This is a genomic window from Sinorhizobium sp. Y406 (assembly GCF_058732025.1).
In genome coordinates, this window is the sequence record NZ_CM178975.1 from 1,084,649 (window position 1) to 1,096,399 (window position 11,751).

An 11,751-nucleotide genomic window follows, 5' to 3' on the forward strand; every position below is an offset into this window, starting at 1 on the left:
CCAGATATGCGTCAGTCGTTCGGCTTGAACAAAATCTTGTGGTACCCGCCGAAGCTTCGTTCCTTCAGTGCCTTGAATATGGCCGGCGCTTCCTCCAGCGTCGCCCGATGCGTGATCAGCGGCTCGACCGCCAGACGGCCGTCGCCGAGCAATCCGATGATGTCAAACCACTCCTTTCCAGGGAATGGTAGCGAATAGGAATTCCAGGATCCGACGACCTGCAACTCGTCGCGAACGATGCGCGCGAAGGCCTTTTCGGCAAAGGTGACGTCTCCATAGGCCGTGCCGTAGAGCATGACCGCGCCCTGCTTCGCAGTGACCATGATGGAAAGGTTGCGGCCGGGCTCGGAGCCTGCGCATTCCAGCGAGACCGCGACGCCACGCCCGCCGGTCGCCTCCCGGACACGGGCGACCACATCGTCCCGCGTCGGATTGAGGCAGAGATCGGCACCGAGCTCGCGCGCCAGCGCCAGCTTGTCATCATCCACGTCAATGGCGATCAACGCCCGCGCGCCGGAGAGCTTGGCAAATTGCAGGGCGAAATAGCCGAGCGCCCCGCATCCGACCACGGCGACGGCATCACCGAGCTTGATATCAAGCTTGTGAATGCCATGCAGGATGATTGCCGCCGGCTCGATGGTTGCCGCGACTTCATAGGATACGCTGTCGGGCACTTTCAGAACATTGGTGGCCGGGGCGCAGAGATACTGCGCGAAGGCGCCGTCGCTGCGCGAGCCCATGAAGTCATAATCGTCGCAAAGGTGGAACTTGCCGCCCTCGCACCACTGGCATTTGCGGCACGGCATGAGCGGCGCGACGGCCACCCGGTCCCCGACCTTCAGATGGCTGACGGACGCGCCGACCTTCTCCACCCGCCCCGCGAATTCATGACCGGGAATGGTCGGAAAATGATAGGTGCCCGTCACCATGACGCGGCCGATATCCGAGCCGCAGATCCCAGCGGCCTTGACCTCGACCAGAACCTCGTCGGGGCCGATTTCGGGAACGGGCACGTCCTCGACCCTCAGATCGCCGGGCGCATGCAATACAGCCGCTTTCATTGCAGTCTCTCCTCCTGCGGATAAATGATCGTTTTCATGCCCTTGCCGGACAAGGCGTGGTCGAAGGCGGCAACCGCCTCGCCCATGCCGAAACGATGGGTGACGACATCGGTGACGCGGATCTGGCCGGTCTCGACGAGACGGAGCGCGCGCGAATAGTCCTCGATGCTGGACCCGGTCGAGCCCAGGAGCTTCAGGCCCCAGTAATGAACCTTGTTCGTGTCGAGCTCGACACGCGTTCCCTTGTTCAGACCGGAAAAGAAATTCATCCGACCGAGGCGGGCGAGGCATGACAAGGCCTGGACCTGTAGGTCGGGCGCAGGAGCGCAGGTCAGCGCCACATCGACGCCGTGACCACCCGTCAGGCGCATGACCTCATCGACCACGTCGACGCTGCTGGAGTCCACAGTATGCGTGGCACCCAACGAGGCAATCTCCTCGAGCCGTTCGGCGCGGCGACCAACGACGATCACCTGCCGAGCGCCATAGGCGCGGGCGAGCTGAAGGAACATGCCGGCGATCGGGCCCGTTCCCAGGATCAGCACCCGGTCCTCCGGCGTCACCGAAAGGTCCTTCCAGGCGTTGACGCAGCAGGACAGCGGCTCGACCAGCGATGCCTCCTCGTAGCTCATCGTCTCGGGGATATCGAAAAGATTGCCGCCGGAGATGGCACCCGCCGTGACGATCATGTGCTGCTGGAAACCGCCATCAATGTCGATGCCGAAAGCCTTGTAGTCCGCGCACATATTGTTGAGGCCCTTGCGGCACATGTCGCAATGGCCGCAACCGATATTCGGAACGACCGAGACCCGCTGGCCGCGGCGCCAATGCGAAACGTGCCGGCCGACCTCGACGATTTCTCCCGCCAGTTCATGCCCCAGCACCCGCGTGTCGTTTGCCCCGACACGAAAATGGCCGCCGCGAAGGACCTTCAAGTCCGTGCCGCAGATCGAGGCGGCGAAAACACGGACCAGCACCTCCTCGTCCCGAGGGTGCGGCTGCGGCCGGTCCTCGAGCACGATCCTGCCCTGGCCCTGATAGACAGCGGCCTTCATCGCCTCAGACCTCCATTCCGTAGCGATGCGCCTTGTGGGTCGGGTAAAGCGAGATCGTCGGAATGGTGACGTCGGGCGTACGGGTAGCGACATAGAGTGCCAGCCAGGCCACATTGTCGACGTCGATGCAGGAGGCGTGGATGCCTTCCTTGATTTCCTTCTCGTCCAGCCAGCCGTCGACATAGGCCTCGAGGTCACCGTCATAGAGCCCCTTGTCGATGATCTCGGTCATCGGCGTCTTGACGTGGCTCGGATTGAGCACGGTTACGCCGATCTTCTTGTCCTTGCCTTCCAGCAGGATGTTCTTAGAAAAACCGAGCATGCCGTGCTTGGACGCGCGATACGGGCTGTGGCCGGGACCGGAAGCGACACGCGTGGACGACGAGCCCATATTGATGATGCGACCGCCCTCGGCTTGCTTTTCCATGTATATGAAGGCTTCACGGCAGCAGAGGAAAACCGCCGTCAGGTTCGGGCCGATGGTCTTGTTCCACTCTTCCAGCGTGACCCGCGTGACCGGCGGCGCGAGGCTGTCGCGGCCGGCGGAATTGACCACCACGTCGATCGAGCCGAACGTGTCGTTCACCTGCTTGAAGAACGAACGGACCGTTTCCTCCTCGCAGACATCAGCGTAGATCGGCAGAACCGTTCCACCCGCGGCCTTGATTTCTGCCGCCACCCGCTCCAGGCGCTCGCGGTCGAAATCGACCATGGCGACCTTTGCACCGTTCTGCGCATAGATGCGCGCAACGGCCTCGCCGATCCCGGACGCCGCGCCGGTGATGATGCAGGATTTGCCCCTGAGGGACAGGCCCTCGGACAGGGTATTGCTGGCCATTTGAAACCTCCGTGTTCGCTCCTCCCGGAGCTTGTTTGCGTTACCGTTGAGAACCGCATCACCCCTTGCGGGCGAGCGCGACGGCCTGCGCCGTCAGTCTGGAAATCTCCTCGAAATTCCCGTCTCGAATGAGCTTGGCATCCACCATCCAGGAGCCACCGCATGCCAGGACCGCCGGCACCGCCAGATAGGATGCGAGATTGGCCGGCCCGATGCCGCCCGTCGGCACAAAGCGCATGCCCGGATAGGGCCCCGTCAGAGCCTTGATAAAGGGAATGCCGCCGCTCGGCTCCGCCGGGAAAAACTTCACCGTTTCCAGCCCGTAGGACATCGCCTGCTCGACCCCCGTCGGATTGTTGACGCCGGGCACGATCGGCAAACTCGCCGCCTGCGCCGCTTCGACGATCGCGGGGTTGAAACCGGGCGTCACGATGAACTGCGCACCGGCCGCACCGGCATCGGCAAGCTGCTCCCTCGTCAGGACCGTACCGGCACCGACAAGCATGTCAGGCACATCCTTGCGAATGCGGGAAATCGCCTCTACGGCAGCCGACGTGCGGAAGGTCACCTCCGCCACGGCAAGCCCACCCTCAAGGAGGGCTTTCGCCAGCGGCACCGCGTCCTCTGAACGCTCCAGCACGACGACAGGCAGCAGGCGCGCAGCGGCGATCCGCTTTTGAATATCCGTTCCAGCCGCCATGTTGGGTCGCCTTTCCAATCGAATTTTCTACCGTGCGAAGTTGATAGAATGAAATTTGTTATTGTGCAATAGAGAAAAAAATGATTTTTATTTTTTGCTCGGACGTCGAGGTCGCAGAGCACCCCCAAACCCTTGGTAATCCGCAACCTTGGAGACTTTTTCTTCCGGAAAGCGGTCCCGGACCAGAACAGAAGCGGTGAAGAACAATGATCAAGGCAGTCTTGTGGGATATGGACGGCACGCTCGTCGACAGCGAAGACATCGCCGTCGAGGCACTCGCCCTCGCCATGAAGGAAGCCGGCCTCATCCCGCCGCAAGATCTGAAGGAGCGTGTCGTCGGCCGCTCCGCCGACGAAATCTATCGCGATATCGTCGATACGTTCGGGCTGCGGGCCGGTCCGGTCGAATGGGAGCGGCGCAAACACCATTTTTACTTCCGCTCAGCCGAAGCGCTGCGCGGCTATGACGATGCGGTCGAGACTTGGCACAGGCTCGATGCAGCCGGTATCCGCCAGGCGGTCGTCTCCAACAGCGACCGCGCCATTATCGACGTCAACCTGCGGGCTGCCGGCCTGCTACGCCCGGGCCTGATTACCGTCGCGCGCAACGACGTGCTCCACGGCAAACCGCATCCGGAAGGCTATCTGCGCGCCGCCTACCTTCTCGGCGTCAAACCCAGTCAGTGCCTGATCGTGGAAGACAGCGCCAGCGGCGCGGCAGCCGCGCTGGCTGCCGGAATTGAAACGGTCTTTGTTCCCCACAGCCACAGCGCCGCACCGGAGGGCGTGAGGCCGCTTTCCTCGATGCGGGAGCTCGAGGAAACGGTGCTGGCCCTTCTCTAAAGTCAAAACTATTTCCCGGCCCGACGCCCCTCCTTGCAGTTGACGCAGGCAATCGCCTCTCATAAAATATATGATATATCATTATGGGAGGCGTGAATGGCTGATTATATCGTGGTAGGCGGAGGCTCGGCGGGCAGCGCGCTCGCAGGGCGACTGGCGCTCGCAAATGCTGGCAAGGTGCTCGTCCTGGAGGCGGGGCCGCGCGACAGCAATCCTCTCATCCACATCCCCGCTGGGTTCGTGAAGCTGCTCGATAGCGATCTGCTTTATCACTACAAGACGGAAAAGCAGGATGCGCTGAACGGCCGGGCGCCGGTCATGCCGCAGGGTGCAGTGCTTGGCGGTGGCGGATCGGTGAACGCCGCCATCTACATTCGCGGCCAGCGGCGCGACTATGACGACTGGGCATGCCTCGGCGCCGATGGCTGGGCCTATAGCGACGTGCTTCCCTACTTCCGCCGGGCCGAGGACAATGACAGGCTATCCGATGCCTATCATGGAACAGGCGGACCGCTCGGCGTTTCGGATCTTCGGCAGGTGACTGACCTGACGCGCGCCTTCGTGCGTAGCGCGCAGGAGGCGGGCATTCCCTACACGCCGGATTTCAACGGCGTGCGCCAGCGCGGCGTCGGCTTCAACCAGACGACGACCCGCAATGGCCGGCGTTGCAGCGCCGCGGTCGGATACCTGCTCCCGGCCCTGAAGACCGGCAATCTCGAAATTCGCACCGGCTGCCTGGTCACGCGCGTTCTTCTCGACGGCGACCGGGCAACCGGCGTCGAATATGTGCGGGGCGGCAAGATCGAGAAAGTCTATGCCGAGAAGGAGGTCATCCTATCCGGCGGCGCGGTCCAGACGCCGAAGCTGCTGATGCTCTCAGGCATCGGCCCGGAGGCGGAACTGCGCCGGCACGGCATTGCCGTGCAGCACCGGCTCGAAGGCGTCGGCCAGAACCTGCAGGATCATCTCGAATTTCCGGCCATCCGTTTCTGCACCGGCCGGCACGGCTATTATGGGGAGGACAGCATCTTCCGCGCGATCCGCAACGGGCTTCAATATCTGCTCTTCAAGTCTGGTCCCGTCATGTCGAACGTCACGGAGGCCTGCGCTTTCGTCAATGTGGACGACATGGAAGCGGAACCGAACATCCAGATGCATTTCGTGCCGATCGTCTTCATGGACAGCGATCAGGAATCGATCAAGCGCGCCGGCGCGACGGTGAACCCTTGCGTGCTACGCCCCGAAAGCCGAGGGGAAATCCGCCTCAAATCGACCAACCCCGCCGACCATCCGCTCGTTGATCCTCGCTACCTGACGGCGCCCGAAGACATGCGCCTTTCGATCAAGGCACTGAAGCTTGCCCGAGAGATCCTCGCCCAGCCCTCCTTTGCTAGCTATGTCGAAAAGACCGAGGCTTATCCCGGCGAGGCGATCGCCGACGAGGCGGCGCTCAGCGCCTATATCCGCTCCAAGGGCAAGACCGTCTACCACCCAGTCGGCACCTGCCGCATGGGCCGCGACGAGATGGCGGTCGTCGATCCGGAACTGCGGGTGCATGGGCTGAGAAACCTGCGCGTTGTGGACAACTCCATCATGCCGACGCTGATTTCGGGAAATACCAACGCGACTGCGATAATGATCGGCGAGAAGGCGTCGGACATGGTACGTGGCCTGACGCCTCTTGCGCCATCCAACGCGTGATGCACATTGTGTGTTGACACTTGCCAACCAAACGCCACAGGTCCCCAGATGAACCGGCTGCCGAAGATCAACAAGGGAAATCTCTCCGAGCAGGTCTATGGCACGATCCGTTCCTCCCTGATGGACGGACGTTATGTCCCGGGCGAGCGGCTGACCTTCGCAAGCCTCGCCGAACAGCTCGGCGTCTCGATCACCCCCGTTCGGGAAGCGATCTTCCGGCTTGTCACCGAACGGGCGCTCGAGATGCGGGCCGCCACCTCGATTCAGGTCCGCAGCCTGACCCCATCGGAACTGCGCGAGATCCAGATCATCCGCCATCATCTGGAAGGCGAGGCAGCGGCCCAGGCTGCCATGCGGATTTCAAAAAAGGAACTGGCGGCGCTAGAGGCCCTGCAGGCGGATTTCGCGAAGGCCGCGGCCAGCGATCCGCTGGAGGCCTCCCGCGTCAACCGCGAATTCCATTTCAGACTTGCCGAAGCCGCGCAGATGCCCCTGCTCTACGCGACGATCGAGGGCATGTGGGCACAGATGGGCCCGCTCATCCACCTCTACCATCTCAACACGCCGACCCGCATTTTGGCGAGCGGCGACCACGGCCATTATGACGTCCTTCGCGCGCTTGCCGCCCGCGATCCGGAAGCGTGCAGGCGGGCGATCCAGGCCGACATCGGCGTCGGCGTCGTGATGGTCGAATGGCTGGAAGCCAAGGAGGCGGCCGGGGCCGCCTCCTGAAATCTCAAAGCTCGATCCAGGTCGTCTTCAGCTCGGTATATTTGTCGAGCGCATGCAGGGACTTGTCGCGGCCGTTGCCCGACTGCTTGAACCCGCCGAAGGGCACCGTCGCATCGCCGTGATCGTAGCAGTTCACCCAGACCGTACCGGCCCGCAGCTTGCGGGCGATCTTGTGGGCGCGCGACAGGTCGCGCGTCCAGACGGCGGCGGCAAGGCCGTAGGAGGTATCGTTGGCGACCCGAACGGCCTCCTCGTCGTCCTCCACCGTGATCGTCGAGAGCACCGGACCAAAAATCTCCTCGCGTGCGATGGTCATGTCGTTGCGCACGTCCGCGAAGATCGTCGGGTTGACGTAGTAACCGTCGGGCGTATCGGTCGGCCGGTCGCCGCCGAGCACCAGCCGCGCACCTTCCGCCCTGCCCTTGGCGATATAGCTTTCGACACGGTCGCGATGGCTGCTTTCGACGAGCGCGCCGAGTTTCGTTTCCGGGTCAAGCGGATCGCCGGGGCGGATCGACTTCGCCGTGCTGACGACGATATCGAGGAACTGGTCCTGGATGCGTTTGGACAGGATCAGCCGTGACGGAGCGACGCAGACTTCGCCCTGATTGAAGCAGATGGCGGTGGCTGCCCGCTCGGCTGCGACGCGCAGTTCCGGCACGTCGTCGAGGATGATGTTCGGCGACTTGCCGCCGCATTCCAGGAACACCCGCTTCATGTTGGACTGGCCGGCATACTGCAGGAACAGCTTGCCCACTTCGCCCGAGCCGGTGAAGGCGAGGCAATCGACCTCCATGTGCAGGCCGAGCGCCTTGCCTGCGGTCGGGCCGAAACCGGGAACGACGTTGAAGACGCCATCGGGAATGCCGGCCTCGGCGGCAAGCTCGGCCATACGGATCGCCGTCAGCGGCGACTGCTCGGCAGGCTTCAGCACGACCGAATTGCCCATGGCGAGCGCCGGCGCGAATTTCCACGTCGCCATCAGCATTGGGAAGTTCCACGGAACGACGGCGCCGACGACGCCGATTGGCTCGCGGGTGATCGTGGCGAGTTGGCCCGGCCCGGTCGGCGCAATCTCGTCATACAGCTTGTCGGGGCATTCGGCATACCACTGCAAAGTATCGAGGACGACATTGACGTCGATGTTGCGGCTTTCGGACACCGGCTTTCCCATGTCGAGCGTTTCGAGCACGGCCAGTTCGTCCATGTGCTTTTCAAACAGGGCCGCGAAGCGTTGCAGCACCTTCTTGCGTTCCTTGGGCGACCGGTCGCGCCAGACGCCCGCTTCGAAGGCGCGACGCCCCGCCCGAACCGCGCGGTCGATGTCCTCGCTGTCGCAGGCCGCGACTTGCGCGATCACCTTGCCGTCGCGCGGCGAGATATCACCGAACGTTTCGCCCGAGGCGGCATCGGTCAGCCGGCCGTCGATAAAGGCCTGCCCCTTGATGGCGATCCGGTTTCGAATGGCGGCCACATCCGAATGTGTCAGTGCAAAATTCACGTTCTCCTCCAATTTTTGTCCGTGACATATATCATATATCATGTTACATCGCCGCCTCGCAAGGAGTTGTTGCTGCCGTTTGGCAAATCAGAGGAGGAGCGCGTGACGCAGCCAATAAGAAATGATTTTCGCCCCACCGACGCAGAAGTCGCGCACCTCAGGGACCGCGCGCAGTTCGTGCGGCTGGAGACGATCCGGCTCATCGAGATGGCAAAAGTGGGCCACTACACCTCGGTTTTTTCCGCCGCCGAGATTTTTGCGGCGCTCTATTATGATGTGATGCGGCTCTCGTCCGATCCGAAATGGCCGGACCGCGACCGCTTCCTGATGGGCAAGGGCCATGCGGCCGTTGGCCTCTTTCCGATCCTTGCCGAGCTCGGCTACATCCCGACAGAAGTGCTGAACGGCTATACCCGGCTCGGCAATCCCCTTGGCGACCACCCTGACATGCGCAAGGTGCCGGGTGTCGATTTCTCCTCCGGCTCCATCGGCCATGCGCTGTCGAACGGTCTCGGCATGGCGTTGAACGGACGCCGCCAGGGCCGCGATTTCACCACCTTCGTCATGCTCGGCGACGGCGAGATGCAGGAGGGCCAGGTCTGGGAAGCTGCGATCGGCGCGGCCCATCACAAGCTCGCCCGCCTCGTCGCAATCGTTGACCGCAACGGCTACCAGCTCGACGGCGCCGTAGACGCCGTCATGGGCATCGAGCCACTGGACGGAAAATGGCGCGCCTTCGGCTGGGAGGTGCATGTCGTCGACGGTCACGACATCGCCGAGCTGACCGCGCTGCTGCGCCGAGTCAAGGCCGACACGTCCCGCCAAAAGCCATGCTGCATCATCGCGCGCACCCTCAAGGGCAAGGGCGTTTCCTACATGGAGACCGAACCCGGCTGGCACCTCGGTTACCTCGATCCGTCCGACGCGGACGCCGCCCGTCAAGAAATTCTTTCCAAGGTGATCTGAGATGAGCACTGTCAACCTGCGGCCGACTTCATCGAATTCCTGGCACTATCGCGAACTGAACATGAAGAATCCGGGTCTGGATCATCTGTCCAACGGATTGATCTCGCTGGTCGAGGCCGGTCGCGACATCGTCGCCGGCTCCGCCGACCTGCAATATTCCAACGGCCTCAACCGCTTCGCCGCCCGCTTCCCGGATCGCTATTTCTCCTTCGGCATTTCAGAACAGAATATGGTCTCGGCGGCTGCCGGCATCGCGACCACGGGCACGATGCCCTATGTCGCGACCTTCGCCTCCTTCCTCGGCCTGCTCACCTGTGAGCAGATCCGTATGGACGTCGCCTATTGCGCCCTGCCCGTCCGGCTGATCGGCCATCACACCGGCATTTCCATGGGCTTCTACGGTACCTCTCATCACGCGACCGAGGACATCGGCACGATGCGGTCCATCGCCGATCTGACAATCGTCTCGCCGGCCGACGGCCCGCAGCTCGAAGCCGCCATCCGCGCTTCGGCCGACCATGACCGACCGATCTACTTCCGCACCGGACGCGGACGCGAGCCGGATCTCTACGATCCCAAGGCCGATTTCATCTTCGGCAAAGCGATCGAACATGCGCAAGGCGAGGAAGTGACCATCATCGCCTGCGGCCTTCCGGTCCACCCTTCAGTGCAGGTCGCCAAAAAGCTGAAGGCCGAAGGGCGCAGCATCGGCGTCATCGACATGGCAACGGTCAAGCCACTCGACCGCGAAGCCGTCCTTGCCGCGGCCGCCCGATCGAAGGTCGTCCTGACGATCGAGGAACACAATATCCTCGGCGGTCTCGGCGCCGCCGTCGCAGAAGTGCTCGCCGAGGAAGGAAGCCCCGCGCGGCTGGTGCGCCACGGCATTCTCGACGAATACGCGCTGATCGCCCCGCCGACGCACCTTTATGCCCATTACCGGCTCGACCAGGCCGGCATCGAAACGGTTGTCCGCGAGATCATCCGCTGACAGGCGTGTCGCGCGCCGGGAGGGCGCGCGACTTCCGCATCGAACTTCACAACAGAGGGAGAGAGACCATGAAGTTCCTGAAATCCGCATCGCGCATGCTGTGCACGGCCGCGCTCACCATATCGGCAACGACGGCGATCGCCGCCGACAAGCACGAAATCTACAAGCTTCTGCCGAATTCGGCACTGTCCGGCGTCATCGACCCCGACATGGCAGATCGTGCCAGCGTTGCGAAGGCGCTGCCGACCGCTGCCCGCGATCCGTACAGAAAGCTGGTGATCGGCTGGACGGAAATCACGCTCGGCAATCCCTGGTTCGTCAGCGTCATCGATACGGCAAAGGCCAAGGCTGAGGAATACGGCTACGAACTCGACGTCCAGGTCGCCGACGGCGATCCGGCCAAGACGTCGGCCCATATCGATGCCTTCATTGCCAAGAAGGTCGATGTCATCGTCGTGGACCCGACTGATCTCGCTGCGGCGGCGGCCGATGCCCAGCGTGCCGTCGATGCGGGCATTCCGGTGATCGCCCTCGGCACCGTGCCGGATGACAGCCCGATCGTGACCACCGTTCTCTTCAACCCTTATGGCAACGGCTTCGAGGCCGGCCGCTATGTCGCGCAACACTATGGCGCGGACAAGCCGATCGCGGCGGCGGCGATCCTCGGCACCGTCGGCAATTCAACTTCGGAAAGCCGCGTCAACGGCATGATCACCGGCATCATCTACGAGCGCTCCCAGCAGCTCGGCCTCAACCTCTCCCGGGAAGACGCGATGCTTGTCGGCTTCCATAAATTCCAGGAGTTGAAGACGAGCGGCTCGTTCGACTATCCGGAAATGAAGTTCAGCGTCGTCTCGATGGGGGTCGGGTTCTGGACCGAGGAAGGCGGCCTTGATGCGGCGGAAGATATTCTCACCGCCCATTCCTCCAAGCTCGACATCATCCTTGCGGAAAACGACTTCATGGGCATGGGGGCTCTGCGCGCGCTCGAAAACCAGGGCCTCAAAGGCAAGGTCGCCGTCGCCAATGCGGCGGACGGTTTCCGCACTGCGCTCGATCTTGTGAAATCCGGCGACATGCTGGTCACCGGCCTGTGCTCCGGATCGCATACCGGCGAAGGCGTCATGACGCTGATCAACCAGATCTTCGACAAGGGCTTCGACGCCAACAACCTGCCGCTCGGCTCCTACTACCCATCGCAGATCGTCACGCAGAAGAACGCGGACGAGTTCATCGATTCCGACACGGCCAACCCCTTCTTCCGCTACACCGTTCCGCCCTTCAAGACGATCGGTGAACTCAAGGGCTGATCGCGTGAAACGGCTGGCCTCAGCCAGGCCCGCCCCATCGGGAAGGAGGATCAG

At 62.8% G+C, this 11,751-nt stretch carries 11 protein-coding genes; 6 read left to right on the forward strand and 5 right to left on the reverse strand.

Going from position 1 to position 11,751, the window contains the following annotated elements:
- Positions 1-11: 11 nt before the first annotated feature.
- From AC4P1R_RS21950 to AC4P1R_RS21965, 4 genes are read right to left on the reverse strand one after another with little or no spacing between them, the layout of a single operon-like run.
- A complete protein-coding gene (locus tag AC4P1R_RS21950; protein ID WP_492177828.1) occupies positions 12-1,061 on the reverse strand; it encodes a galactitol-1-phosphate 5-dehydrogenase in 1,050 nt (349 codons plus the stop codon).
- A complete protein-coding gene (locus AC4P1R_RS21955; protein ID WP_492177829.1) occupies positions 1,058-2,116 on the reverse strand; it encodes an alcohol dehydrogenase catalytic domain-containing protein in 1,059 nt (352 codons plus the stop codon). Before AC4P1R_RS21955 ends, AC4P1R_RS21950 begins: the two co-directional genes overlap by 4 nt.
- Before the next feature lie 4 nt (positions 2,117-2,120).
- Positions 2,121-2,954, reverse strand: a complete 834-nt coding sequence (locus AC4P1R_RS21960; protein ID WP_492177830.1) for an SDR family oxidoreductase — start codon at positions 2,952-2,954, stop codon at positions 2,121-2,123.
- Between the two features lie 58 nt (positions 2,955-3,012).
- The gene (locus AC4P1R_RS21965; protein WP_492177831.1) at positions 3,013-3,654 is read right to left on the reverse strand and encodes a bifunctional 4-hydroxy-2-oxoglutarate aldolase/2-dehydro-3-deoxy-phosphogluconate aldolase; all 642 of its coding nucleotides are present in this window, start codon (positions 3,652-3,654) and stop codon (positions 3,013-3,015) included.
- 206 nt (positions 3,655-3,860) lie between these two features.
- Here AC4P1R_RS21965 and AC4P1R_RS21970 point away from each other — a divergent pair, with 206 nt between their 5' ends.
- From AC4P1R_RS21970 to AC4P1R_RS21980, 3 genes are all read left to right on the forward strand, one after another.
- Positions 3,861-4,496, forward strand: coding sequence for an HAD family hydrolase (locus AC4P1R_RS21970; protein WP_492177832.1), 636 nt, complete (start codon positions 3,861-3,863; stop codon positions 4,494-4,496).
- A 96-nt stretch (positions 4,497-4,592) separates the two neighbouring features.
- Positions 4,593-6,197, forward strand: coding sequence for a GMC family oxidoreductase (locus AC4P1R_RS21975; RefSeq protein ID WP_492177833.1), 1,605 nt, complete (start codon positions 4,593-4,595; stop codon positions 6,195-6,197).
- A gap of 48 nt (positions 6,198-6,245) precedes the next feature.
- Complete coding sequence (locus AC4P1R_RS21980) at positions 6,246-6,929, forward strand: GntR family transcriptional regulator (protein WP_492177834.1); 684 nt, start codon at positions 6,246-6,248, stop codon at positions 6,927-6,929.
- Between the two features lie 4 nt (positions 6,930-6,933).
- On the opposite strand, the gene AC4P1R_RS21985 is transcribed toward AC4P1R_RS21980, so the two are convergent.
- Positions 6,934-8,430 (reverse strand): aldehyde dehydrogenase, encoded by a 1,497-nt coding sequence (locus AC4P1R_RS21985; RefSeq protein ID WP_492177835.1) that lies wholly within the window; start codon positions 8,428-8,430, stop codon positions 6,934-6,936.
- A gap of 102 nt (positions 8,431-8,532) precedes the next feature.
- Between AC4P1R_RS21985 and AC4P1R_RS21990 the strand changes: the two genes are divergently transcribed.
- From AC4P1R_RS21990 to AC4P1R_RS22000, 3 genes are all read left to right on the forward strand, one after another.
- Positions 8,533-9,396, forward strand: a complete 864-nt coding sequence (locus AC4P1R_RS21990; protein WP_492177836.1) for a transketolase — start codon at positions 8,533-8,535, stop codon at positions 9,394-9,396.
- A gap of 1 nt (position 9,397) precedes the next feature.
- Complete coding sequence (locus tag AC4P1R_RS21995; RefSeq protein ID WP_492177837.1) at positions 9,398-10,387, forward strand: transketolase family protein; 990 nt, start codon at positions 9,398-9,400, stop codon at positions 10,385-10,387.
- 68 nt (positions 10,388-10,455) lie between these two features.
- Positions 10,456-11,697: a sugar ABC transporter substrate-binding protein gene (locus tag AC4P1R_RS22000; RefSeq protein WP_492177838.1), complete on the forward strand. Its 1,242-nt coding sequence runs from the start codon at positions 10,456-10,458 to the stop codon at positions 11,695-11,697.
- Positions 11,698-11,751 lie beyond the last annotated feature (54 nt).

What these genes read in the sequence shown, in the direction of transcription:
- AC4P1R_RS21975 (WP_492177833.1), top strand. Translation starts at nt 4,593, where the DNA reads ATGGCTGATTATATCGTGGTAGGCGGAGGCTCGGCGGGCAGCGCGCTC.
- AC4P1R_RS21960 (WP_492177830.1), bottom strand. Translation starts at nt 2,954, where the DNA reads ATGGCCAGCAATACCCTGTCCGAGGGCCTGTCCCTCAGGGGCAAATCC.
- AC4P1R_RS22000 (WP_492177838.1), top strand. Translation starts at nt 10,456, where the DNA reads ATGAAGTTCCTGAAATCCGCATCGCGCATGCTGTGCACGGCCGCGCTC.
- AC4P1R_RS21955 (WP_492177829.1), bottom strand. Translation starts at nt 2,116, where the DNA reads ATGAAGGCCGCTGTCTATCAGGGCCAGGGCAGGATCGTGCTCGAGGAC.
- AC4P1R_RS21950 (WP_492177828.1), bottom strand. Translation starts at nt 1,061, where the DNA reads ATGAAAGCGGCTGTATTGCATGCGCCCGGCGATCTGAGGGTCGAGGAC.
- AC4P1R_RS21995 (WP_492177837.1), top strand. Translation starts at nt 9,398, where the DNA reads ATGAGCACTGTCAACCTGCGGCCGACTTCATCGAATTCCTGGCACTAT.
- AC4P1R_RS21970 (WP_492177832.1), top strand. Translation starts at nt 3,861, where the DNA reads ATGATCAAGGCAGTCTTGTGGGATATGGACGGCACGCTCGTCGACAGC.
- AC4P1R_RS21980 (WP_492177834.1), top strand. Translation starts at nt 6,246, where the DNA reads ATGAACCGGCTGCCGAAGATCAACAAGGGAAATCTCTCCGAGCAGGTC.
- AC4P1R_RS21965 (WP_492177831.1), bottom strand. Translation starts at nt 3,654, where the DNA reads ATGGCGGCTGGAACGGATATTCAAAAGCGGATCGCCGCTGCGCGCCTG.